This is a genomic window from Mycolicibacillus trivialis (genome assembly GCF_002102395.1).
In the GTDB taxonomy this organism is placed as follows: domain Bacteria; phylum Actinomycetota; class Actinomycetes; order Mycobacteriales; family Mycobacteriaceae; genus Mycobacterium; species Mycobacterium triviale.
The window spans coordinates 1-24,357 of record NZ_LQPZ01000024.1; the positions used below are offsets into that span (position 1 = coordinate 1).

The following is a 24,357-nucleotide window of genomic DNA, read 5'->3' on the forward strand; positions in this document are numbered from 1 at the left end:
CGGCCAAAGGCATGGCAAAAAACAACAACAAACAAAAACCACCAAACACACTATTGAGTTCTCAAACAACACACCCGGCGTCCGGGCAACCCCGCCAGACTACTCCATCGCGTGGAGATCGTCAACTTCGGGGATTTCCCGCCAGACGCGGTGCCCGCCGGGTGACTCCATGCTACCCGACCGGGCCCGACGCCTGCGGTCGGGTCTGACGGCCATGCTACCCGGAGACGCGTTGGACGTCAGCACCCAGGCTGACCAGGTTCTCCACGAACCGCGGGTAACCGCGGTCGATGTGGAACACATCGTGCACCTCGGTTTCGCCGTCGGCCACCAGGCCGGCCAGCACCAACCCGGCGCCGGCCCGGATGTCCGAACACCAGACCGGCGCACTCGACAGTTGGGGCAGCCCCCGGATCACCGCGTGGTGACCGTCGGTGCGGGCGTCGGCGCCCAACCGGATCATCTCCTCAACGAACCGGAACCGGGCCTCGAAGACGTTCTCGGTGATCATCGACGTGCCGTCAGCGATGGCGGCCAGCGCGATCGCCATCGGTTGCAGGTCGGTCGGGAAACCCGGGAACGGCAAAGTGGCGACGTTGACCGCCTTGGGCCGCTCGTACTGGGCGACGCGGAAGCTGTTTTCGGTCTGGGTGACGGTGGCGCCGGCGTCGTGCAGTTTGTGCAACACCAGTTGCAGGTGCGTCGGGTCGATGCCGCTCACGGTGATGTCGCCGCGGGTCATCGCCGCACCGATCCCCCAGGTCGCCGCCACGATGCGGTCGCCGATCACCCGGTGTTCGGTGGGGTGCAGCCGCGGCACCCCGGTGATGGTCAGGGTGGCCGATCCGGCACCTTCGACCTGCGCGCCCATCTGGTTGAGCATCGTGCACAGATCAACCACGTCGGGCTCGCGCGCCGCGTTGTGGATGACCGTGACCCCCTCGGCGACGACCGCCGCCATCAGGATGTTCTCGGTGGCGCCGACCGAGGGGAACTCCAGCTGGATCTCCGCTCCGTGCAGCGCGTCGGCCTCGGCGACCACGCAACCGTGTTCGATGTTGCAGGTCGCGCCCAGTTGGCGCAGCCCAGCCTGGTGCATGTCCAGCGGCCGTGAACCGATCGCGTCGCCGCCGGGCAGCGCCACCTTGGCACGCTTGCAGCGCCCGACCAGCGGACCGAGGACGCATACCGACGCCCGGAACTGGCGCACCGCGGCGAAATCGGCGTCGTATTTCAGCTCGTCCGGCGAGGCGATCCGTACCGTGTCGCCGTCGAGTTCCACAGTGGCGCCCAGACCACGCAGCACCTCGGCCATCAGCGGCACGTCCAGGATCTCGGGGCAGTTGGTGATGGTGCTGGTGCCTTCGGCCAGCAACGCCGCCGCCATCAGTTTCAGGACGCTGTTCTTGGCGCCGCCAACCGCCACGTCACCAACCAGGCGGGCCCCGCCGGTCACCAGGAATCGCTCGCCCACGGGCGTCAGTGTAATGAAGCGTCACCGGCGCGGGTGGCCGGTCGGCACCAGCGAGTACGGTTTGGGCCATGGCGATTCATGTGACCCGGGTCTACACCCGCACCGGCGATGACGGCACGACCGGGCTGAGCGACTTCTCCCGGGTGGCCAAAAACGATGCCCGTCTGGTGGCCTACGCGGACTGCGAGGAGGCGAACGCCGCCATCGGCGTCGCGATCGCGCTCGGCAAACCCGACGAGGAGATGACCGCGACGCTGCGCCAGGTCCAAAACGAATTGTTCGACGCCGGAGCCGATCTGGCCACGCCGGTGGTCGCGGACCCCAAGGTGCCGCCGTTGCGGGTGACCCAGGGTTACATCGACCGGCTCGAGACGTGGTGCGACAGCTACAACGAACCGCTGGCCCCGCTGAATTCGTTCATCCTGCCCGGCGGTACGCCGCTCTCGGCGCTGCTGCACGTCGCGCGCACCGCGGTGCGCCGTGCCGAGCGCGCGGCCTGGGGCGCGGTGGAGGCGCACCCCGACGACACCAACACGCTGCCGGCGAAATATCTCAACCGGCTCTCCGACCTGCTGTTCATCCTGTGCCGCCGGGCCAATCCGGACGGTGACGTGCTGTGGCAGCCCGGCGGCAGCCGGCCGGCCGACTCGGCGGACTAAACCTAGGTGCTGCGCCGGCGCGCCCGCGGTGACGGCCGCGACTCCAGCCAGGACAGAAACGCTGTCAACGCCCCACGATCCAAAGCGATTTCATAGCAGGCTTGCCGATCGGCGGTGGTGTCGCGCACCTCGATGACGACGATCTCGTCGGTCATGATGTCGAACTCGTCGCCGCGCGGAGCGCGCCGTGCCACGATCTCGACGCCCCGGCGGTTGAGTTGCCGGTCGGGCCAGAGCCGAACGCTGGAGAGCCGGTAGAACGAGGCGTCGCTGCCGCGGTACCGGATCACCCCGTGCCGCCAGCCGTGACCCCCCACCGCGGGGATGTCGCGCATGATCCCGGCGGTCCCGCCCTGGCGCAGTTTCCACAGCCGATAGCTGAGGGCAGCGAGTGCGACGAAAAGGACGGCGACGAGCACGACCATGACGATCATGGACGCGCTCATCGCCTCACGCCCCGCTAGTCGAGTACGCCCAGCGCCCGCAACCTGGCCCGGCCCTGGGCCGCGATGCGCGGATCACTGGACTGGGAGTCGTGCCGTGCGGTGGTCTCGTCGATCTCGTCGGCGAAATCGGCCGACTCCGCCAGCACGATGATGCCGTCCTCGCTCACCGAGAGGAATCCGCCGTGGACCGCGATCCGCAGGGCCTCATCGTCCTCGCGGTCGACGCGGACCATCGCGTCCTCGACGAGTTCGGCCACCAGCGGGATGTGTCGCGGGTAGATCCCGATCTCCCCCACCGTCGTCCGGGTGAAGACGAACGTCGCCTTGCCCGACCACACACTGCGATCGGCGGCAACGATGTCGACGTCGACTACGGCCACGTCACACCACCTTTCGCCTGGGTTGCGCTGTCTGCGCGGAAGCGTTCATCGTCACATCTTGGCGCCGAGGCTCTCGGCCTTCTTCGCCAGATCCTCCAGACCGCCGATGAGGAAGAACGCCTGCTCGGGCAGGTGGTCGAACTCGCCCTTGGTGAGCTTGTCGAACGCCTCGATGGTCTCCTTCAGCGGCACCGTCGAGCCAGGCTGGCCGGTGAACTGCTCGGCGGCCATCATGTTCTGCGACAGGAACCGCTCGATGCGGCGGGCCCGGTTCACCAGTTGCTTGTCCTCTTCGGACAGCTCATCGATACCCAGAATCGCGATGATGTCCTGCAGGTCCTTGTAGCGTTGCAGGATCCGGATGACCTCCTGGGCGACGCGGTAGTGCTCGTCGCCGACCACACCCGGGTCCAGGATCGTCGAGCTGGACGCCAGCGGGTCCACCGCCGGGAAGATGCCCTTGGAGAACACCGTACGGCTGAGCTCGGTGGTCGCGTCGAGGTGCGCGAACGTGGTGGCCGGGGCCGGGTCGGTGTAGTCGTCGGCGGGCACGTAGACCGCCTGCATCGAGGTGATGGAGCGACCCCGGGTCGAGGTGATGCGCTCCTGCAGCTCACCCATCTCGTCGGCCAGCGTCGGCTGGTAGCCCACCGCGGACGGCATCCGGCCCAGCAGGGTCGAGACCTCCGAACCGGCCTGGGTGAACCGGAAGATGTTGTCGATGAACAGCAGCACGTCCTGGTTCGCCTCGTCGCGGAACCACTCGGCCATGGTCAGCGCCGACAGCGCCACCCGCATACGGGTGCCGGGCGGCTCGTCCATCTGGCCGAAGACCAACGCGGTGTCCTTGAGCACGTTGGCGTCCTCGAGCTCGACCCACAGGTCGTTGCCCTCACGGGTGCGCTCACCGACGCCGGCGAACACCGAGGTACCACCGAAGTTCCGGGCGATGCGGTTGATCATCTCCTGAATGAGCACGGTCTTGCCCACGCCGGCACCGCCGAACAGGGCGATCTTGCCGCCGCGCACGTAGGGGGTCAGCAGGTCGACGACCTTCAGGCCGGTCTCGAGCATCTCGGTCCGCGGCTCCAGCTCGTCGAAGCTCGGCGGCTTGCGGTGGATGCCCCAGTGGTCGAAGCCCTCGCCGTAGCCCGGGTCGTCGAGGCAGTGGCCGAGCGCGTTGAACACGTGGCCCTTGACCTCGTGACCGACCGGCACCGAGATCGCCGCGCCGGTGTCGATCACCTCGACACCGCGGACCAGCCCATCGGTGGGCTGCATCGAGATGGTGCGCACCAGGTTGTCACCCAGGTGCTGGGCGACCTCCAGGGTCAGCGTCTTGGCCAGTGACTCGAAGGTGATGTCGGCGTGCAGCGCGTTGAACAGCGCGGGCACCGCGCCCCGCGGGAACTCGACGTCGACGACCGGTCCGGTCACCCGGACGACGCGCCCGTTGGTGTCGGCGCCCTTCTTACCGGCGGGTTTTTCAGCGGTAGCAGTCATTCTCTTTCTTCTTCGCTTCCTTGTCGGGCTTACTTGGCGCCGGCGAGGGCGTTTGCGCCACCGACGATTTCACTGATTTCCTGGGTGATCTGAGCCTGGCGTTCGCGGTTGGCCTCCAGCGTGAGCGCCTTGATCAGATCATCGGCGTTGTCGGTCGCCGCCTTCATCGCGCGCTGACGAGATGCCAGCTCGGACGCCGCCGCCTCCAGCAGCGCGGCGTAGACCCGGGTGGTCAGGTAGCGCGGGAGCAGCGAGTCGAACAGCGTGGTGGCGTCCGGTTCGAAGGAGTACAGGGTGTGCGGACCGGTGTCCTCCTCGACGTACTCCACCAGCATCGGCGCGACGCGCAGCGCCTCCGCCGACTGCGACAGCATCGACTTGAACTCGGTGGCCACGATGTGCAGCTCGTCGACACCGGTGTCGTCGCTGTCTCCGTTGGTCCCGGACAGGAACGCCTCCATCAGCGCGTCGGCGATCTCGGCGGCGTTCTCGTAGCTCGGCTGCTCGGAGAACCCCTCCCACGATCCGGTGATGTCCCAGTTGCGGAACGAGTAGTAGCCCTGCGCCTTGCGCCCGACCACGTACAGCACCGGCGTCTTGCCCTCCTCCCGCAGCAACGCGAAGAGTTCCTCCGCGCGCCGCAGGACGTTGGCGTTGTAGGCACCGCACAGCCCCCGGTCGGAGGTCACCACCAGCACGCCGGCCCGGGTGCGGTTCTCCCGCTCGACCAGCAGCGGGTGATCCAACGCGCTCTCCCCCGCCAGGGTGGTCAGCATGTTGGTGATCTCCAGGGCGTACGGACGCGCCGCGGCCAGCCGGGTCTGCGCCTTGCCGATGCGCGAGGTCGCGATCAGCTCCTGGGCCTTGGTGATCTTCTTGATCGACCCGGCGGAGCGGATGCGTCCCCGTAGCTCGCGAAGTGTGGCTGCCATGGCGGGTTATTTCTTCTTCGGTGCGGGCTTGCGGACCTTGACGGACGCCTTACCCAGTTCGTCTTCGTCGAGCGCGTCGACGCTCTTGTCGGCGACGACCGAGCCACCGCCGGTCGGGTTGAACCCGTGCTTGAACTGGTTGATGACCTCGACCAGCTTCTCGCTGTTCTCGTCGCTGAGCTTCTTGCTCTCCCGGATGTCGGAGAGGATCTCCGCGTTCGCCGAGCGCACGTGCTCGAGCAGTTCGGTTTCGAACCGCGCGATGTCCTCCACCGGCACCGAGTCCAGGTGGCCTTCGGTACCGAGGAAGATCGAGACGACCTGCTCCTCGACCGGCATCGGGGCGAACTGCGGCTGCTTGAGCAGCTCCACCAGCCGCGCACCGCGCTCCAACTGTGCCTTGGAGGTGGCGTCCAGGTCGGAGGCGAAGGCCGCGAACGCCTCCAGCTCGCGGTACTGCGACAGGTCCAGACGGAGGCTGCCCGCCACCTCTTTCATGGCCTTGATCTGGGCGGCACCACCGACACGCGACACCGAGACACCGACGTTGATGGCCGGGCGCACACCCTGGTTGAACAGGTCGGTCTCCAGGAAGCACTGCCCGTCGGTGATCGAGATGACGTTGGTCGGGATGTAGGCCGAGATGTCGTTGGCCTTGGTTTCGATGATCGGCAGCCCGGTCATCGACCCGCCACCGAGCTCGTCGGAGAGCTTGGCGCAACGCTCCAGCAGCCGGGAGTGCAGGTAGAACACGTCACCGGGGTAGGCCTCGCGGCCCGGCGGACGACGCAGCAGCAGCGAGATCGCGCGGTAGGCCTCGGCCTGCTTGGTCAGGTCGTCGAAGACGATCAGCACGTGCTTGCCGTTGTACATCCAGTGCTGCGCGATCGCCGAACCGGTGTAGGGGGCCAGCCACTTGAAGCCCGCCGAGTCCGACGCCGGCGCGGCGACGATGGTGGTGTAGTCCATCGCGCCGCCCTCTTCGAGGGCGCGCCGGACACTGGCGATCGTGCTGCCCTTCTGGCCGACGGCGACGTAGACGCAGCGGACCTGCTGCGTGGGGTCACCGGTCTCCCAGTTCTGCCGCTGGTTGAGGATGGTGTCCACGCAGAGGGCGGTCTTACCGGTCTTGCGGTCACCGATGACGAGCTGCCGCTGGCCGCGGCCGATCGGGGTCATCGAGTCGATCGCCTTGATACCGGTCTGCAGCGGCTCGCTCACGCTCTGGCGCTGCACCACCGACGGGGCCTGGATCTCCAGCGCGCGGTGGGTCTCGGCCTCGATGTCGCCGCGGGCGTCGATCGGCTGGCCCAGCGGGTTGATGACCCGGCCCAGGAACGCGTCGCCGACCGGCACGGAGAGCACTTCGCCGGTGCGCTTGACCTGCTGGCCCTCCGCGAGGTGCTCGAAGTCACCGAGGATCACGGCGCCGACGCTGTGCTCGTCGAGGTTGAGGGCCACGCCCAGCACCCCGCCGGGGAACTCCAGCAGCTCCTGGGTCATCACCGAAGGCAGGCCTTCGACGTGGGCGATACCGTCACCCGCGTCGATGACGGTGCCGACCTCCTCGCGGGCGGTGCCAGACGAGAAGGAGTCAACGTACTCCTCAATCGCCCCTTGGATGTCATCAGCGGAGATTGTCAACTCTGCCATGGCTTTTCGTCTTCCTACCTTCTGATGTTCGGTGGTTGTGGTCAGTCGGGGAGCTGGGCTTGGGCGGCGTTGAGGCGCGACGACAGCGTGCCGTCGATGACCTCTTCGCCGACGGAGATCTCAAGTCCGCCCAGCAGTTCGGGAGCGATCTGCAGCTGCACCGTGACCGGATGGCCGTAGATGCGGCTGAGGATCTGGGTGAGCCGGTCGTGCTGGGCACCGCTCAGCGCGGCCGCGGCACGGGCCTGGGCCACGATCTCGTCGCGGCGCGCGACCGCGACCTCCGCCACTTCCAGCACCGCCTGCTGCGCCGGTCGCCCGTGCAGCAGTTCGATGGTCTGCGCGAGCAGCGCCGCCACGATCGGGTTGGCGTTGCCGGCCCGGTCCAGCACCGTGCGCAGCAGGGTGATCCGGCCCGCGGCGGGGGTGGTGTCGTCGCCCAGCAGGGTCGCCAGACGCGGCTGCGCATCGAGGATCCGGGAGAACAAGAACAGCTGCTCCTCGACCTCCTCGACCTGCCCGGCGCGTTCGGCGCTGACCAGAAGTGCCTGACGGGCGAGTTGCTCCAGCGCGTACGCCAAGTCGCCGGTCTCCGACCAGCGTTCGGAGACGGCCGCCTTGATCAGGTCCAACGCACCGGCGCCCACCTTGTCCGACAGCAGGCGCTCGACCAGCCGCAGCCGAGCGGTGTACTCGTCGGCCGGGGTGGTCAGGTACCGGGTCACCAGCTTCTCGGAGTGCAGCAGCTTGACGACCGCGGCGAGGTCCTCGGCCAACGTCGAGAGGCCCTGCTCGTCGAGGCCGACAGCGACCTCGGCGAAGCGCTGGGTCAGCGAGGTGTAGGCCCGACGGCTTCCGGAGCGGAATCCGGCCAGCGCCGGATCCTCCACGTCGACCGGGGAGGGGGCCATGGCGTCGAGTTCATCGAGGAACCGGTCGACGGTGGCCGCCTGACGGGACGGGTCGGCGACGTGCTCGCGGACCAGTTCCTCGGCCCGCTGAACCGAATCGCGGCCCAGGTTACGGCGCAGTTCGCGGATCAGCTGGGCACGCAGCAGCTGCACCTGCTCACCGCCTTGCGCCTTGATCCGTTCCGCGTCGGTGTCGGCCTGGGCGCGCAACTGCTCGGCGATGCGCTTGGCGTCGGCGTGCGCCTCCTCCACCACCCGGGTCGACTCGGACTCGGCGTCGCGCAGCGCCTTGGTGTGCGCCTGCTCGGCCTCCGCCAGTCGCTTGGCCGCGTCCGCCGCCTCCGCCAGCTGTTCGCGGACGGACTCCTGCTGCGCCGCCATCATCCTGCGTACCGGAGGGCCCGCATACCGCCACAACAGGAAGACGATCAGCGAGAACCCGATCAACTGCCCGATGAATGTCGACATAACCGATTACCGTCCTGCCGCCGTGGTGGTGCCGACGTCGACGCCGAGCACGCGGCCGGCCAGCGTCGCGGAGAGGTTCTGCACCCTGGCCTGCAATTCCTCGGCCACGGAGTCGCCCTCCCGCTTGAGCTGTTCGCCGGCGCTTTCCAGCAGCCTCGACACCTCGTCGCCCGCCTCGGCGCGCTTAGCGTCGAGGACCTCCCGCCCCTCGGCGCGGGCGTTGTCCCGAATCGCCGCCGCCTCGGTACGCGCGCCTGCGAGAGCCTTCTCGTAGTCGGCGTCCGCGGCTGCGAACAGCTCGCTCGACTTCTTGTTGTCGGCGAGTGTCTTGGTGACCATGTTCTCGCGCTCCCGAAGCACCTTCGTGATCGGCGGCACAACGAAGACGCTGATCACGCCGAGCACGATCAAGAAGATCGCCAACACGACGAAGAAGGTGCCGTTGGGGATGAGGAAGTTGCCCGTGGCGTCTTCCTCACCGGCCTGGCCTGCGGCGGCCAGCATTGCAGCGCTCATGTCACCCATCTCAGCGAATTAGGAAACCGGGGTGGCGAAGACGAACAGCGCCATGAACGCCAGGTTGATGAAGTACGCGGCCTCGACCAGACCCACCGTGATGAAGAACGGGGTGAACAGCCGGCCCTGGGCCTCGGGCTGCCGGGCGATACCGGAGATCAGCGCGTTACCGGCGATACCGTCACCGATACCGGCACCGATCGCGCCGCCGGCCATGATGAGGCCACCGCCGATGAGGGCGCCGGCAGCAATTTGGGGGTCCATTCCTTCTCCTCCTTGATATCCGGTAGCTGTCTACCAGGTCTGTGGGGTGCTGCTCTTTAGTGCTCGTGGTCCTCTTCGAGCTCCATGGCCTGACTGAAGTACAGCACAGTCAGGAGCGCGAAGATGAAGGCCTGGATCGCTCCGACGAACAGGTCGAAACCCTTCCAGACCGCGTTGGGGGCCCACAAGATGTAGGGCGGGAACAGTGCGATGAGTCCCACCAGGATGCCGCCGGCGAAGATGTTGCCGAAAAGACGCAGGGCCAGCGAGATCGGCTTCGCGAGTTCCTCGACGAGGTTGATCGGGGCCATCAGCGTCACGTGGCCCTTGACCAGCTGGAGCGGGTGCTTCAGCGGCCCGCGCCGCCAGATGCCCGCGGCGTGGTAGCTCAGGAAGACGAAGACGGTCAGCGCGGCGACGAAGTTGATGTCCGCGGCGGCCGGGCTGAAGATCTCCCTGGAGACGCCGTTCTCGTCGGCGTACTGCACCGGGAGCACCGACAGCCAGTTGGCGACCAGGATGTAGATGAACAGGGTGACCGCCAGGGGCAGCACGAAGGGCGCTACCCGCATCCCGATGCTGGACTCGACCTGGGCCCGCATCTGGGTGGTGATGGCCTCGAAGAACAGCTGCACGCCGTTGGGCACCCCGGTGGAGGTGACCTTGGACTTGAGGTAGAACGCCAGCGCGATCACGATGACGGCCGCGATCGCACTGGAGATCACGGTGTCGACGTTGATCGTCATGCCCAGCCAGGTGGCCGTGGTGTGGTGACCGACCTCGACCTTGCCCTCGGCCAGGATCGTCTCGTCCATCATGCGGTCCCTTCGGTGTGTCCGTCGGTCTTGCCTGCGGCGCGGATCTTCTTCCAGACCGGCAGGGCGGTGGTGGCCACCAGGAGCGGCTGGAACAGCGCCAGCCCGAACAGCAGGCCGAGCCCGTCCGGGCGGAACAGGTAGCCGATCACCAGAGCGATCACGGTGAGAACGAGGAGGCGGGTGGCGGAGTTCAGCGCCATCTTGCTCTTCAGCGGGTGGGCGTCGGCGGTGATGGAATCCACCGAGCGGCGCACCAGCAGCGCGTTGATCAGCCCCAGGCCCAGACCGCCACCGATGAAGACGCCCAGCATCGGGCGGTCGAGGGCGACGGTCGCGGCGACGGCCACGGCGGTCAACGCGAGGCAGATGGCGAACAGGCGCAGCGGGCGGAAAGCGACCTCCGGAAGCACCAACGGCGCGTCTTGCGCTGGTGTCGTCACCGTGTCACCTCTCGGCCCTTCTGGTCCCGGAAAATACCGCCACAGCACCGGCGTCGTTCAGCTGATTCCGGTGCGACCTGCCGAGCGTATCGGACGGCAATGTGCGCGCAGGAATCACCCGAGAGAAATCTCGATTTTTGGTCGGATCTCGACGCCGAACGGAACCGTACCACACGGTAACGAGTCTACTACTCGGTGTCGTATACACCTTGGTTGCGGCCTCGGAGCAGCGGGATCAGGGTGGCCACCACGGCGACCGCGATGGCGGCCAACATGACCGCTCCGGCATAGCGCGGGTCGACGAAAATAGTGCTGGCCGCGCCCAGCGCGACGATGCCCACCCACAGGTAGATCAGCAGCACCACCCGGCGGTGGGAATGGCCGATCTCCAGCAGCCGGTGGTGCAGGTGCATCTTGTCCGGATGGAAGGGGCTGACGCCGGCCCGGGTACGCCGCACGATCGCCAGCAGCATGTCCAGCGCCGGCACGAAGACCACCGCGACGACGAGCAGAAACGGTGAGAGCAGCGCGAACACGTCACGCGCCCCGTAGGCGCTCTGCGAGATCGGCCCGGCGGTGGTGGTCGCGGCAGCGGCCAGCATCAGCCCGATCAGCATCGAGCCGGAGTCACCCATGAAGATCTTGGCCCGGTAGAAGTTGTGCGGCAGGAAGCCCAGACAGGCCCCGGCGAGCACCACCGAGATCACCGCAGGCGGGTAGAACAGCACGTCGCCCCCGTGGTCGTGGAGCAGCCCAACGGAGAAGATGCAGATGGCCAGGGCGGTGATCAGTCCGAGCCCGGCCGCCAGTCCGTCGAGGCCGTCGACGAAGTTCATCGCGTTGACGATCGAGACGGTCAGCGCCAGGGTCAGCAGGATCGACGACACCTGGTCGAGCACGATGGTGCCCACGCCGCCGAACGGGATGTAGAGCACGCTCCAGGCCACGCCCATGGTGACCAGCACGCTGGCGGCGGTGATCTGGCCGGCGAACTTGGTCAGCGCGTCCAGGCCCCAGCGGTCGTCGATCAGCCCGATGCCCATGATCACCCCGCCGGCGACCACGACGGCGGGCATGCCCGAGGAGTACACGAACCCGCGGGTCAGCGCGGGCAATTGGGAGGCGAGGAACACGGCGGTGATGACCCCGAGGTACATCGCCAGCCCGCCCATCCGGGGTGTCGGCGTCTGGTGCACGTCGCGGTCGCGGGGGTAGGCCACGGCGCCGAGCCGGGTCGCCAAAACGCGCACCGGGCCGGTGGTGAAGTACGTGATGATGGCGGCGGTCAACCCGACCAGGGCGAGCTCACGAAGCGGGACACCGGCGCCCTGATTGGCAAGGGCCAGCAGGCTACTGGCTAGCCCGACCCCGTCGCTGCCCATGCCGTGACCGTACGCCACCGCCCCGGTTCCGGCTCAGTCCGTCAGGCTCGTCGGGTCGATCTCGAGCACGGCGGCGAGGTCGTCGGCGGTCACCGGCCCGGGCCGCAGCAGGCGCGGCGTGGGGCCGGTCAGGTCGACGATGGTGGAGGCCGCCTGCCGCGGTGCGGGGCCGGCGTCGAGGTAGACGTCGACCGCGTCACCGAATTGGTCCTCGGCCTGGGCCATGTCCAGCGCCGCGGGGCGGCCGGAGACGTTGGCGCTGGAGACCGCCATCGGCCCGACTTCGCGCAGCAACTCGATGGCCACCGGGTGCAGCGGCATCCGCAGCATCACCGTGCCGCGGGTGTCGCCGAGGTCCCATTGCAGCGACGGCGCCGCGGTGACGACCAGGCTGAGCGCACCGGGCCAGAAGGCCCGGATCAGCACGCGGGCCGCGTCGGGCACGGTGAACACCAGCCCCTCGATGGTGTGCCAGGAACCGACCAGCACCCCGACCGGCATGTCGGGGCCGCGGCCCTTGGCGGCGAGCAGCGCACGGACCGCGGTGCTGTCGAAGGCGTCGGCGCCGATGCCGTAGACGGTGTCGGTGGGCATCACCACCAGCCGGCCGGCTTTGAGCGCGCTGACCGCCGCGGCGATCCCCTCGGCCCGTTCGGCGTCCCCGGCGCAGTCGTACACCTCACTCATCGTTCCGCCCCTTGCGCTCGGCGGTGACGAACCGCGGCCGCCCGGCCAGGTCGCGGTGAGCGGTGATCCCGGCGAAGTGGCCGGTGGCGTGCAGCAGCGCGGTGGTCCGCTCCGCGGTGGTGTCGTCGTGTTCGACGCCGAACCGCCCGCCGGGGCGCAGCCAGCGAGCGGCGTGTTCGACGACGTCGCCGATCACCGCCATGCCGTCGGGCCCGCCGAACAGGGCGTGATGCGGATCGTGGTCGGCGACCTCCGGGATCAGCGCGGCGCCGTCGGGGATGTAGGGCGGGTTGGCGACCACCAGGTCCACCTGCCCGTCGAGGTCGGCGAGCAGACCCGGGGTCGCGACGTCGGCCCGCACAAGCTCGACGGCGCTGCCCGCGCAGTTGTGGCGGGCGTAGTCCAGCGCCTGCGCGGAGTCGTCGATGCCGAGCACCCGGGCGGCCGGGAAGTGGTGCGCCAGCGCGAGCGCGAGCGCCCCCGAACCGGTACAGACGTCGATGATCACGGGCCGATCCGGCAACGGCTGCGCGGCCGCCCAGGCCAGCAACGCCTCGGTCTCCGGCCGGGGAACGAAGACCCCGGGGCCCACCCGAAGGGTGATCGGGCCGAACGCCGCGCTGCTGGTCAGGTGCTGCAGCGGAACCCGGCGGGCTCGTGTCGCGATCGCGTGGGCGTAGCGGGTGTGGAATGCGTCATCGGGCGGGTCGATCAGCGGCAGCCGGCCGCGGTCGGTTCCGGCGAGGTGGGCGGCGAGTTCCTCGGCGTCGTGCTGCGCGGACTCGATGCCTGCGGCAGCCAGCACTGCGGCGGCGTCGTTGATCGCGCGCCGGAGGCTGATGCGCGGTGCGGCGCCGGCGGCTGCGGTCATGACTGCTGCAGCCGGGCCTGCTTGTCGGCGTCGGCCAGCGCGTCGAGCAGGGCGTCGAGGTCGCCGTCGAGCACCTGGTCCAGGTTGTGCGACTTGTAGCCGATGCGGTGGTCGGCCAGCCGGTTCTCCGGAAAGTTGTAGGTGCGGATCCGTTCGCTGCGGTCCACGGTGCGGATCTGGCTGGCCCGGTCGGCGGAGGCCTCCGCCAGCGCCTGCTCCTCGGCCACCGCCTGCAGACGCGCCGCCAGGACCTGCAGCGCACGGGTCTTGTTCTGCAGCTGGGACCGTTCGTTCTGGCAGGTGACGACGATGCCGGTGGGCAGGTGGGTGACGCGGACCGCCGAGTCGGTGGTGTTGACCCCCTGACCGCCCTTGCCCGAGGAGCGGAAGACGTCGATGCGCAGGTCGGCGTCGTCGATCTGGACCGCTTCGACCTCTTCGGGTTCGGGGTAGACCAACACGCCGGCCGCCGAAGTGTGCACCCGGCCCTGGGACTCGGTGACCGGGACCCGCTGGACGCGGTGCACACCGCCCTCGAACTTCAGTCGCGACCAGACGCCGTCGGGGCCGTCGCCCTTGGCGGCGATGGTCAGCGTGGCCTCTTTGTAGCCGCCGAGGTCTGAGGTGGTCTGGTCGAGCACGGTGACCGTCCAGCCGTGCCGTTCGGCGTAGCGGGTGTACATCCGGGCCAGGTCGGCGGCGAACAGCGCCGATTCCTCCCCGCCCTCGCCGGATTTGACCTCGAGGACGACGTCGTCGCCGTCATGCGGGTCGCGGGGGGCCAGCATGTCGGTGAGCTGGGCGTCCAGCTCGGCCACCCGGGCTTCCAGCTCGTCGGCCTCCGCGGCGAACGACGGGTCGTCGGCGGCCAGTTCCCGGGCTGCCTCCAAGTCGCCGCGCGCGGCCTGCAGCTTGCGGTGCGTGGCCACGATCGGCGCCAACTGGGCGAACCGGCGTCCCACCTTGCGGGCCTGGGCCGGGTCAGCGTGCAGTTCCGGGTCGGCCAGCTCCACCTCGAGCTGGGCGTGCTCGGCCAGCAGCGCGTCGACCGCGTGCACGCTCTGAGTCATGTCGGTTTCTTCCCGGAACGCAAACCGACGCCCGGGGATCGCGGTCTCCCGCGCCGGGCGCCGGTGGGTCCGCTATTTGTCAGCGGAGTCGGACGAGGTGGGGGCGTCGGCCTTGGCGGTGCGCTTACCGTAGCGCCGCTCGAAACGTGCGACGCGACCACCGGTGTCCAGAATCTTCTGCTTACCGGTGTAGAACGGGTGGCACTGCGAGCAGACCTCGACGACGATGTGGCCGCCCGGCTTGGTGCTGCGAGTGGTGAAGCTGTTGCCACACCCGCAGAGCACGGTGGTCTCGCCGTAGGCGGGGTGAATATCGGATTTCATGGGGTGTCCTCTTCAATAGCGGGCCGCCGGGTCGCCCGACCAACGCATCGGGCGTGAACCGGAACCTGAGGTGACGGGTTTTGATCCAGCGCTCGATTATGCCAGGTCAGCCGTCATCGCCCCAAACGCCGCGGTACCGCCGGGTTATTCCGCCGATCACCGCGCCGCTGACGGGCGGCCGGGCCGCGGCGATACCCGCCGGCCAGCCCCATCGCGGCCGGTCAGCGAACCGCTTGGCTACGGTCGATGTGGCAAGACGTCGGCTTGGGCAAACCATTCAGCGGTGCGGGGGTTTATCGATTTCCGCGCCGGGGTATGGGTGAACCGACACGAAATATCGGGTCGAGGGGTCCGATGATCAGCACAGAAAGCGGTGATGACGATGCAGATCCGACACTTGATCGCCCGGGGCGCGCTCGCGGCGGCTTCCGCGGGATTCGCGCTCAGCGTCGGGATGGGGGTGGGCATTGCCGGCGCCGACCCGACTCCCCCGCCGGTGCCACCGGTGCCTGAGGTGCCTTCGCCGCCCCCTGTTCCTCCGGTGCCGCCGGTGCCTCAAGTTCCTTCCCCGCCGCCGGTCCCGCCGGTGCCACCGGTGCCTGAAGTGCCGTCGCCGCCGCCGGTTCCGCCAGTGCCCGCGGTGCCTGCGGTGCCGTCGCCGCCGCCGGTCCCGCCGGTCCCCGGTTACTGACCGAGCCCGACGCCCGGGCGTCGGATGCCGCTGCCGTAGCGCGCGTCCGACGCTCGGGCGTTTTCATGGACCGGGCGTTTTTGTGGGCCGGGCCGGCACCGGATAGCAATTTCCCCGATGGCGCTCGCGAATGAAGGAGGAGGGCGATCGAATGAAGTATGAGGGCGGTAATCCGCGCCGGATACCACCCTCATACTTCACTCGCGGTCCTCGCAGCGAACCGCGCTACGCCGATCAGTCGTCGTCGTGACCGCCGGGGGTGTTCTTCGAGACCTGGACGAGGAACTCGTAGTTGTTCTTCGTCTTACGCAGCTGGCTCATCAGCAGGTCGATCGCCTGGTGGGAGTCCAGCCCGGAGAGCACGCGGCGCAGCTTGTGCACGATCGCGAACTCGTCGGGTGAGAGCAGCAGCTCGTCCTTGCGGGTACCGGACGGGTTGACGTCCACCGCCGGGAAGACCCGCCGCTCGGCGATCTTGCGATCCAGCTTGAGCTCGGCGTTACCGGTGCCCTTGAACTCCTCGAAGATGACCGTGTCACCGGTGGAGCCGGTCTCGACCATCGCGGTGGCGATGATCGTCAGCGATCCACCCTCCTCGATGTTGCGGGCCGCGCCCAGGAAACGCTTCGGCGGGTACAGCGCGGTGGAGTCGACACCACCGGAGAGGATGCGGCCCGACGCCGGGGAGGCGTTGTTGTAGGCGCGGCCCAGCCGGGTGATCGAGTCCAGCAGAACGATCACGTCCTTGCCCTGCTCGACCAGGCGTTTGGCCCGTTCGATGGCCAGCTCGGCGGCCTGGGTGTGGTCGGACGGCGGCCGGTCGAAGGTGGAGGCGATGACCTCGCCCTTGACCGAACGCTGCATGTCGGTGACCTCTTCGGGGCGCTCGTCGACCAGCACCACCATGAGGTGACATTCCGGGTTGTTGCGAGTGATCGCGTTCGCGATGTCCTGCAGGATCGTGGTCTTACCGGCCTTGGGCGGCGACACGATCAGGGCGCGCTGCCCCTTGCCGATCGGCATGATCAGATCGATCACCCGGGTGGTCAGCAGTTCGGTGCTGGTCTCCAGCCGCAGCCGCTGGTTGGGGTACAGCGGTGTCAGCTTGCCGAATTCGGGCCGCTTCTTGGCGTCCTCGACGGGCCCGCCGTTGACCGAGTCCAGCCGCACCAGCGGGTTGAACTTCTGCCGGGAATTCTGGCCGCCGCCCTCCCCTTCGCGGGGAGCGCGCACCGCACCGGTGACCGCGTCACCGCGACGAAGGCCGTTCTTGCGGACCATGTTCATCGAGACGTAGACGTCATTGGGGCCGGCGAGGTAGCCGGAGGTGCGGACGAACGCGTAGTTGTCCAGCACGTCGAGGATGCCGGCAACCGGCTGGATGACGTCGTCCTCACGCAGTTCGGTGTCGGCGCCGTCACCGCCGGCCCGATCGCGGCGGCGCCGGTCGCGGAACCGCCGGCCACGACGACCGCCGCGGCCCTCGCCGTCGTCGTCGCGGCCCTGCTGCCCGGACTCGCCGTCCTTGTCCTGGCCTTTGTTGTCCTGGCCCTTGTTGTCCTGGCCCTTGTCCCGGGATTGGTCGCCCCGGTCCTGCTGGGACTTGTCCTGGCTCCTGCCCTGCTGGGTGCCCTGCTGGGTCTTGCCCTGAGCGTCCCTGTCGTCGGCGCGCTTGTCGGAATCCTTGGCGCGCGACTTGTCGGCGTCGGCTTTGGCCGAGTCGCCTTTCTCGGTGTCGGTCTTGTCCGCGTCGCGGCGGCCGGCGTCGGCCTTGCCGGAATCGCCCTTGTCGGCGCCGTTCTTGCCGCGTGCGTCGCCACCGTCGTCGGCCTGCGCCGACGGGCCGGTGTCACGTGCGGCGGCCCGCCGTTCGCGGCGGGCTCCGCCGGCGTCCTCGGCCGGCTGTTCGCTGTGGGGCGAGGCCTTGGTTTCGGCTGCATCGCCCGTCGACGTCGTGTCCACGGCTGCTCCTCCGTTCTGCTGGCCCCGGCTTTCCCGGATCGCGGCGATCAGATCGCTTTTACGCATTCCGGACGTTCCCTTGACTCCGGACTCGACTGCCAGTGCACGCAGTTCCGCGAGCACCATCGTCGACAACGAGCCGCCGGATTTGCGCGCCGCGGAGCCTTCGCTCGACGTGGCGGAACCGGTCGTGTCGTCAGCTTTGATCAGGTCCGTTTCGGTCACGGATTTCCTTTCTTCCCTCGCAGCTATGAATTCAGGCGAGGGGTCAGTTGCGTCCAGTCACAATCACCGGACGCGCACCACCGTCAATGTTCGCAACAGTGAGCGCCACGGTGGCAGTCGCTAATGGTCGTCCCCGAGAAGAATGTGATGGTTGTCCTCGTGTCAGCGCAGAAGCAGAAGCTGCGATTACCGGACGCTCCCGAGAATAACCCGCTTCGTTGTTCGGCGCAAGCAATGCCGATACCCGCTCACGACCACGTCAAACGTCAGCGCCGCAACCCGACGCCGCTGCCCCACCGGACCGGGTCGCCCACCGCCATCGCGCCGACGGTGAATCCGTGGGCCGCGGCGTACTCGTGCGCTTCGGTCGGCAGCTCCGACCGGGTGGTCAAGGCGATCACCGCCGGCCCCGCACCGGAGAGCACGGCGGCGATGCCGTGGCTGCGCAGCAGTCGCATGAACTCCGCGGAAGCCGGCATGGCCGATGCGCGCTGGGGTTGATGCAGCACGTCTTGGGTGGCGGTCATCAGCAGGTCGGGGCGTTCGGTCAGCGCCACCACCAGCAGAGCGGTGCGGCTGACGTTGAAGCGTGCGTCGGCGTGGCTGACCTGGCCGGGAAGCAGGATCCGGGTTTCCGCGGTCGATGAGCGCACCTCGGGGATGGCGGGAAACAGCTTGATGTCCGGATGCAGACGCAACGGCACGGCCGCGAAGCTGAGTGGCTGGATATCGGCTTCGATCCAGGAGACCACCCCGCCACCGAGCACCGACGCGGCGGCGTTGTCGGAGTGCCCTTCGAACTCCGAGGAGATCTGGATCAGCTGATGATCGGTCAGCATTGGGATATTCGCTTGTGCCACAAGGCCGTTGACCACCGCGAGGCCGCCGACGGCCGCCGCTGCCGACGACCCGAGGCCGCGTGAGTGGGGGATGGCGTTGCGACAACGCACCACCATGCCGGGCACCGCGGCGTCGCACGCCGTCAGGCCGCGCTGGATGGCGCGGACCACCAGGTGCTCCTCTCCCAGCGGGACCTGACCCGCCCCCTCGCCTTCGACTTCGACCACGAGACCCGAAGTCGTTGTCTCCACACTGATCTCGTCGTAGAGGCTCAGAGCGAGTCCGAGACTGTCGAAGCCCGGCCCCAGATTGGCACTGGACGCGGCGACGACCGCGTTGGCCGACAGTCCGGCCGGCAGCAGCTGGGTCACCTACGCCAGCCCCAGTTTCTCCACGACCACACCCGGGTCGACCGGTACCGGCGTGACGGTAGGCAGGTCACGCAGCGCGGTGTCGGGGTCCTTCAGGCCGTTGCCGGTGACCGTGCACACCACCGTCGAACCGCGCGCCACCCAGCCGTCCTCGATGGACTTGAGCAGGCCGGCGACGCTGGCGGCCGAGGCCGGTTCGACGAACACGCCCTCAGACTCGGCGACCAGGTGATAGGCGGCGAGGATCTCCTCGTCGGTGGCGGCCAGGAACCGTCCGTCGGACTGCTCCTGGGCGGCGACGGCCGACGACCACGACGCCGGCGAGCCGATCCGGATGGCGGTGGCGACGGTCTCGGGGTTGCGCACCGGTTCGCCGGTGACCAGCGGCGCGGCCCCGGCGGCCTGGGTGCCCAGCATCCGTGGCAGCGAGTCGATGATCCCGTCGGCGTGGTATTCGGTGTAACCGCGCCAGTAGGCGGTGATGTTGCCGGCGTTGCCGACCGGCAGGGCATGCACGTCCGGCGCCGTCCCCAGGACGTCGACGATCTCGAAGGCCGCGGTCTTCTGTCCCTCGATGCGCACCGGATTGACCGAGTTGACCAGCGCGATGGTCGGGAAGTCGTTGGTCATCTTGCGGGCCAACTCCAGACAGTCGTCGAAGTTGCCGTCGACCTGGATGATCTTCGCGCCGTGCATGACCGCCTGGGCCAGCTTGCCCATCGCGATCTTGCCCTGCGGCACCAGCACCGCGCAGGTGATGCCGGCACGCGCCGCGTACGCGGCCGCCGATGCCGAGGTGTTGCCGGTGGAGGCGCACAGCACCGCCTGCTGGCCGCGCGCGATCGCGTCGGTGACCGCCATCGTCATGCCGCGGTCCTTGAACGACCCGGTCGGGTTGAGGCCCTCGACCTTGAGGTGCACCGTGCATCCGGTCTGCTCGGAGATCCGGGTGGCGTGGATGAGCGGCGTGCCGCCCTCCAGCAGCGTGACCGGGGACCAGTCGTCCCCGACCGGCAGCCGATCGCGGTACGCGGCGATCAGACCCGGCCAGGCCTGGTGCGGTGTCGTCCGGCTCATGGGTCGGTTCCTTCCAATCGCAGCACGCTAGCCACATTGGCTACCACGTCGAGTTCTTCCAGTGCGGTGATGGTGTCGGCCAGTGCGGCCTCGGTCGCGCGGTGGGTGACCACCACGATGCGGGCCCCGACGCGCTCCCCGCTGTCGGCGACGACGCCCTCCTGGCGCACCTCGGCGATGGAGACGCCGTGGTTGGCGAACTCCGCGGCCACCGCCGAGAGCACACCGGACCGGTCGGCGACGTCCATGCTCACGTAGTAGCGGGTGGAGACCTTGCCGATCGGCGCGATCGGCAACTGGGCGTACTTCGACTCCCGCGGCCCGCGGCCGCCCTGGACCCGGTTGCGGGCGGCCATGACGATGTCACCGGTGACCGCCGAGGCGGTCGGCGCCCCGCCCGCGCCCTGCCCGTAGAACATCAGCCGGCCGGCGGCCTCGGCCTCGACGACCACCGCGTTGAAGGCGCCGCCGACGGTGGCCAGCGGGTGCGCGGCCGGGACCAGCGCCGGGTACACCCGGGCGGAGACCATCTCGCGGCCGTCTTCGTCGACGATGCGTTCGCACAGCGCCAGCAGCTTGATGGTGCAGTTCAGCGCCTGCGCCGAGGCGAAGTCCTCGGTGGTGATCGCGGTGATCCCCTCGCGGTAGACGTCGTCGGCGGTGACGGTGGTGTGGAAGGCGATCGAGGCCAGGATGGCGGCCTTGGAGGCGGCGTCGTAGCCGTCGACGTCGGCGGTCGGGTCGGCCTCCGCGTAACCGAGGGTGCTGGCGTCGGCCAGGGCGCTGGCGTAGTCGGCGCCGGTGGTCTCCATCTCCGAGAGGATGTAGTTGGTGGTGCCGTTGACGATGCCGATGACGCGCAGCACGCTGTCGCCGGCCAGCGACTGCGTCAGCGGCCGGATGACCGGGATGGCTCCGGCGACCGACGCCTCGAAGTACAGGTCGACGTGGGCGCGCTCGGCGGCGCGGGCCAGTTCGCCGGTGGAGCCGGCCAGCAGCGCCTTGTTGGCGGTGACCACCGATTTTCCGTGCTCGATGGCCGAGAGGATGGCCTTGCGTGACGGCTCCACCGGGCCCATCAGCTCGACGACGATGTCGACGTCGTCGCGGGTCACCAGCTCGTCGATGTCGTCGGTGAGCAGTTCGATCGGCACGCCGCGGTTGGCGTTGACCCGCCGGACACCGATCCCGCGCAGCACCAGCGGGGCGCCGATGCGCGCCGTCAGGTCGGCGGCACTGCTCTCGATGATGCGGACGACCTCGCTGCCGACGTTTCCGTAGCCCAGCACCGCCACGCCGACCGGCTTCGGGTCACTGGTCACCACTCACCTCCAAGCTCAACAGATCGTCCACGGTCTCACGGCGCAGGATCAGCCGCGCCTGACCGTCGCGTACCGCCACCACGGCAGGCCGGGTGAGCAGGTTGTATCGGCTCGACATCGAATAGCAGTATGCGCCGGTGGCGGGCACCGCCAGTAGATCACCGGGCCCGACGTCCTGGGGAACCCAGGTGTCGCGTACGACGATATCGCCGCTCTCGCAGTGTTTCCCGACCACCCGGGCCAATAGCGGGGTTTCCCGGCTCGCACGCGAGACCAGGCGGATGTCGTAATCGGCGCCGTAGAGGGAGGTCCGGATGTTGTCGCTCATGCCGCCGTCGACGCTGAGATAGCGGCGCTGGGCGGTTGCGCTGATCCCGACGTCCTTGACGGTGCCGACCTCATAGAGCGTGACGGTACCGGGACCGGCGATCGCACGGCCGGGCTCGACGACCAGGTTCGGGGCCGGAAGACCCACCGCGGCCGATTCGTCGCGCACGATCCGGGTGAGCTTGGCGGCCAGCTCGGCCACCGGCGGCGGGTCGTCGTCGGGCAGGTAGGCGATGCCGAAACCGCCGCCGAGGTCGATGGTGCGCAGTTGGGCGGTCTTGTCGACACCGAACTCGGCGACCACGTCGCGCAGCAGACCGATCACCCGCTGCGCGGCGATCTCGAAACCGGCCACGTCGAAGATCTGCGAGCCGATGTGGCTGTGCAGCCCCACCAGCCGCAGGTGGTCGGTGGCGAAGATGCGGCGCACAGCGGTCATCGCCGCGCCGCCGGCCAGCGAGAGACCGAATTTCTGGTCCTCGTGGGCGGTGGAGATGAACTCGTGGGTGTGCGCCTCCACCCCGACGGTGACGCGCACCAGCACGTCCTGGACCACCCCGGCTTCGGCGGCGATCGCCTCGAGGCGCTCGATCTCGGTCAGTGAATCCACCACGATGTGCCCGACGCCGGCTCGTACTGCCGCGGTGAGTTCGGCGACGGATTTGTTGTTGCCGTGCACCGCGATTCGCTGCGCAGGGAAGCCCGCGTGCAGCGCGACCGCGAGCTCGCCGCCGGTCGCCACGTCCAGCGCGAGCCCTTCTTCGTCCACCCACCGGGCGATCTCGCCGCACAGGAAGGCTTTGGCGGCGTAGTGCACGTGGTGGCCGCCGCCGAACGCCTCGGCGATCTCACGGCAGCGGCTGCGGAAGTCGTCCTCGTCGACGACGAACAGCGGGGTGCCGTACTCCTCGGCGAGGCGGGTCAGGCTGACTCCGGCGATGCGGACGATGCCGTCCTCGCCGCGCACCGTGTTGCGGGGCCAGACCTGCGGGGCCAGCAACAGGGTCTCCTCCGGCCCGGACGGCGGTGTCGGCACGTCCGGGAGCTGCGATTCGGCGGTGTGGCCGGGCTGGGCGTTCACATCCGCTCCGGGGCGCGCACGCCGAGGATGGCCAGGCCGTTGGCGATCACCTGCCGGGTGGCCTGGCACAGCGCCAGTCGCGCGGCGTGCAGGTCGGCGGGCTGCTCGTCGCCTTGGGGCAGCACCCGGCACGAGTCGTAGAACCGGTGGTAGTCACCGGCCAACTCCTCCAGGTAGCGGCAGATGCGGTGCGGTTCCCGCAGGGCCGCAGCGGTTTTCAGCACCCGGGGGAACTCGCCGAGGTTGCGGATCAGCGTGCCCTCTTTGTCGTGGGTGAGCAGATCGAGGTGGTCGGCGTCGGCGATGACGCCCAGTTCGGCGGCGTTGCGGGCCAGTGCGCTGAGCCGGGCGTGGGCGTACTGGACGTAGTAGACGGGGTTCTCGTTGGACGCCGAGGACCACAGCGCCAGATCCAGGTCGATGGGGGTGTCCACCGACGAGCGGATCAGACTGTAGCGCGCGGCGTCGACGCCGAGGGCCTCGACGAGGTCGTCGAGGGTGATCACGGTGCCGGCCCGCTTGCTCATGCGCACCGGTTGGCCGTCGCGCACCAGGTTGACCATCTGGCCGATCAGCACCTCGACGGTGGCGGGGTCCTCGCCGAACGCGGCCGCGGCGGCCTTGAGCCGGGCGATGTAGCCGTGGTGGTCGGCGCCGAGCATGTAGATGCACAGGTCGAAGCCGCGTTCGCGTTTGTCGAGGTAGTAGGCCAGGTCACCGGCGATGTAGGCGGGCTTGCCGTCGCTTTTGATCACGACGCGGTCCTTGTCGTCGCCGAACGCGCTGGTGCGCAGCCAGGTGGCGCCGTCCTTCTCGTAGATGTTGCCGTTGTCGCGCAGTTTGCCGATGGCCTCGTCGACCCGGCCGCTGGTGTGCATCGAGTCTTCGTGGGTGTAGACGTCGAAGTCGGTGCCGAATTCGTGCAGCGATGTCTTGATGTGGTCGAACATCAGGTCCACGCCGACCGAGCGGAAGGTTTCGTGCCGCTGGTCGGCGGGCTGGTCCAGCGCGTCGGGGACCCGGGCGAGGACCTGGGCGCTGATGTCGGCGATGTAGGCGCCAGCGTAGCCGTTCTCCGGGGTGGGCTCGTCTTGGGCGGCGGCGATCAGCGACTCGGCGAATCGGTCGATCTGGGCGCCGTGGTCGTTGAAGTAGTACTCGCGGACCACCCCGGCGCCCTGGGTGGACAGCAGCCGGCCCAGTGCGTCGCCGACGGCGGCCCAGCGGGTACCGCCGATGTGGATGGGGCCGGTGGGGTTGGCCGAGACGAACTCGAGGTTGACCGACAGCCCGGCCAGTGCGGTGGAGTGACCGAAGGCCGGGCCGGCGTCGATGATGTTGGCGACCACCACGCCCTGGGCGGCGGCGCCCAGGCGCAGGTTGACGAAGCCGGGCCCGGCGATCTCGGCGGAGTCGATGCCGTCGGCGTCGGCCAGCGCCTCGGCCAGCCAGCCGGCCAGCTCACGGGGGTTGACGCCGACCTTCTTTCCCAGCTGCAGCGCCAGGTTGGTGGCGTAGTCCCCGTGGTCGGGGTTGCGGGGCCGTTCCACGGTCACGGTCGCGGGCAGCGCCGCGGCGTCGAGGCCGTGGGCGGCCAGCACCGCGGCGGCGGTGGATTTGAGCAGTTCAGCCAGATCGGCGGGGGTCACGAGGCTCCATCCTA

Annotated in this window: 23 protein-coding genes; 1 reads left to right on the forward strand and 22 read right to left on the reverse strand. The window is 68.9% G+C overall.

Annotated features, from left to right (window positions below):
• Positions 1-217: 217 nt before the first annotated feature.
• Complete coding sequence (murA, locus tag AWC30_RS09565) at positions 218-1,474, reverse strand: UDP-N-acetylglucosamine 1-carboxyvinyltransferase (RefSeq protein ID WP_085109974.1); 1,257 nt, start codon at positions 1,472-1,474, stop codon at positions 218-220.
• A 68-nt stretch (positions 1,475-1,542) separates the two neighbouring features.
• Here murA and AWC30_RS09570 point away from each other — a divergent pair, with 68 nt between their 5' ends.
• Positions 1,543-2,133, forward strand: a complete 591-nt coding sequence (locus AWC30_RS09570; protein ID WP_085109975.1) for a cob(I)yrinic acid a,c-diamide adenosyltransferase — start codon at positions 1,543-1,545, stop codon at positions 2,131-2,133.
• Positions 2,134-2,135: 2 nt separating this feature from the next.
• Here AWC30_RS09570 and AWC30_RS09575 read toward each other — a convergent pair whose 3' ends face one another.
• The 21 genes from AWC30_RS09575 to argS all read right to left on the reverse strand — a co-directional run bounded on the left by AWC30_RS09575 (position 2,136) and on the right by argS (position 24,343).
• Complete coding sequence (locus AWC30_RS09575; RefSeq protein ID WP_085109976.1) at positions 2,136-2,579, reverse strand: DUF2550 domain-containing protein; 444 nt, start codon at positions 2,577-2,579, stop codon at positions 2,136-2,138.
• 14 nt (positions 2,580-2,593) lie between these two features.
• Complete coding sequence (locus AWC30_RS09580; protein WP_085109977.1) at positions 2,594-2,959, reverse strand: F0F1 ATP synthase subunit epsilon; 366 nt, start codon at positions 2,957-2,959, stop codon at positions 2,594-2,596.
• A gap of 51 nt (positions 2,960-3,010) precedes the next feature.
• Positions 3,011-4,462, reverse strand: coding sequence for a F0F1 ATP synthase subunit beta (gene atpD, locus AWC30_RS09585; RefSeq protein ID WP_066852735.1), 1,452 nt, complete (start codon positions 4,460-4,462; stop codon positions 3,011-3,013).
• A gap of 29 nt (positions 4,463-4,491) precedes the next feature.
• Positions 4,492-5,394, reverse strand: coding sequence for a F0F1 ATP synthase subunit gamma (locus tag AWC30_RS09590; protein ID WP_085109978.1), 903 nt, complete (start codon positions 5,392-5,394; stop codon positions 4,492-4,494).
• Between the two features lie 6 nt (positions 5,395-5,400).
• Positions 5,401-7,047 carry a F0F1 ATP synthase subunit alpha gene (atpA, locus tag AWC30_RS09595; RefSeq protein WP_085109979.1) on the reverse strand — a complete coding sequence of 549 codons (1,647 nt, stop codon included), beginning with the start codon at positions 7,045-7,047 and terminating at the stop codon, positions 5,401-5,403.
• Between the two features lie 41 nt (positions 7,048-7,088).
• Positions 7,089-8,426 (reverse strand): F0F1 ATP synthase subunit B/delta, encoded by a 1,338-nt coding sequence (locus AWC30_RS09600; protein ID WP_085109980.1) that lies wholly within the window; start codon positions 8,424-8,426, stop codon positions 7,089-7,091.
• A 6-nt stretch (positions 8,427-8,432) separates the two neighbouring features.
• Positions 8,433-8,951, reverse strand: coding sequence for a F0F1 ATP synthase subunit B (locus tag AWC30_RS09605; protein WP_085109981.1), 519 nt, complete (start codon positions 8,949-8,951; stop codon positions 8,433-8,435).
• A gap of 9 nt (positions 8,952-8,960) precedes the next feature.
• On the reverse strand, positions 8,961-9,206 hold the full coding sequence (locus tag AWC30_RS09610; protein ID WP_066852750.1) for a F0F1 ATP synthase subunit C: 246 nt from the start codon (positions 9,204-9,206) through the stop codon (positions 8,961-8,963).
• Between the two features lie 56 nt (positions 9,207-9,262).
• On the reverse strand, positions 9,263-10,021 hold the full coding sequence (gene atpB, locus AWC30_RS09615; protein ID WP_085109982.1) for a F0F1 ATP synthase subunit A: 759 nt from the start codon (positions 10,019-10,021) through the stop codon (positions 9,263-9,265).
• Positions 10,021-10,464: an ATP synthase subunit I gene (locus tag AWC30_RS09620; protein ID WP_085109983.1), complete on the reverse strand. Its 444-nt coding sequence runs from the start codon at positions 10,462-10,464 to the stop codon at positions 10,021-10,023. Before AWC30_RS09620 ends, atpB begins: the two co-directional genes overlap by 1 nt.
• A 188-nt stretch (positions 10,465-10,652) precedes the next feature.
• On the reverse strand, positions 10,653-11,846 hold the full coding sequence (locus AWC30_RS09625; protein ID WP_085110003.1) for a glycosyltransferase family 4 protein: 1,194 nt from the start codon (positions 11,844-11,846) through the stop codon (positions 10,653-10,655).
• A gap of 33 nt (positions 11,847-11,879) precedes the next feature.
• Positions 11,880-12,533 (reverse strand): L-threonylcarbamoyladenylate synthase, encoded by a 654-nt coding sequence (locus tag AWC30_RS09630; RefSeq protein WP_085109984.1) that lies wholly within the window; start codon positions 12,531-12,533, stop codon positions 11,880-11,882.
• Positions 12,526-13,404, reverse strand: a complete 879-nt coding sequence (gene prmC, locus AWC30_RS09635; protein ID WP_085109985.1) for a peptide chain release factor N(5)-glutamine methyltransferase — start codon at positions 13,402-13,404, stop codon at positions 12,526-12,528. Before prmC ends, AWC30_RS09630 begins: the two co-directional genes overlap by 8 nt.
• Complete coding sequence (gene prfA, locus AWC30_RS09640) at positions 13,401-14,474, reverse strand: peptide chain release factor 1 (RefSeq protein WP_085109986.1); 1,074 nt, start codon at positions 14,472-14,474, stop codon at positions 13,401-13,403. The genes prmC and prfA overlap by 4 nt, the downstream gene beginning before the upstream one ends.
• Positions 14,475-14,546: 72 nt before the next feature.
• The gene (gene rpmE / locus AWC30_RS09645; RefSeq protein WP_085109987.1) at positions 14,547-14,798 is read right to left on the reverse strand and encodes a 50S ribosomal protein L31; all 252 of its coding nucleotides are present in this window, start codon (positions 14,796-14,798) and stop codon (positions 14,547-14,549) included.
• Positions 14,799-15,723: 925 nt separating this feature from the next.
• On the reverse strand, positions 15,724-17,676 hold the full coding sequence (rho, locus tag AWC30_RS09655; RefSeq protein WP_085109988.1) for a transcription termination factor Rho: 1,953 nt from the start codon (positions 17,674-17,676) through the stop codon (positions 15,724-15,726).
• Between the two features lie 266 nt (positions 17,677-17,942).
• A complete protein-coding gene (gene thrB, locus AWC30_RS09660; protein ID WP_085109989.1) occupies positions 17,943-18,887 on the reverse strand; it encodes a homoserine kinase in 945 nt (314 codons plus the stop codon).
• Complete coding sequence (thrC, locus tag AWC30_RS09665; protein WP_085109990.1) at positions 18,888-19,964, reverse strand: threonine synthase; 1,077 nt, start codon at positions 19,962-19,964, stop codon at positions 18,888-18,890.
• Entirely contained in the window at positions 19,961-21,286 is a 1,326-nt protein-coding gene (locus AWC30_RS09670; RefSeq protein WP_085110004.1) for a homoserine dehydrogenase, read from the reverse strand. The genes thrC and AWC30_RS09670 overlap by 4 nt, the downstream gene beginning before the upstream one ends.
• Positions 21,276-22,694, reverse strand: coding sequence for a diaminopimelate decarboxylase (lysA, locus tag AWC30_RS09675; RefSeq protein WP_085109991.1), 1,419 nt, complete (start codon positions 22,692-22,694; stop codon positions 21,276-21,278). Before lysA ends, AWC30_RS09670 begins: the two co-directional genes overlap by 11 nt.
• The gene (gene argS, locus AWC30_RS09680) at positions 22,691-24,343 is read right to left on the reverse strand and encodes an arginine--tRNA ligase (RefSeq protein WP_085109992.1); all 1,653 of its coding nucleotides are present in this window, start codon (positions 24,341-24,343) and stop codon (positions 22,691-22,693) included. The genes lysA and argS overlap by 4 nt, the downstream gene beginning before the upstream one ends.
• Positions 24,344-24,357 lie beyond the last annotated feature (14 nt).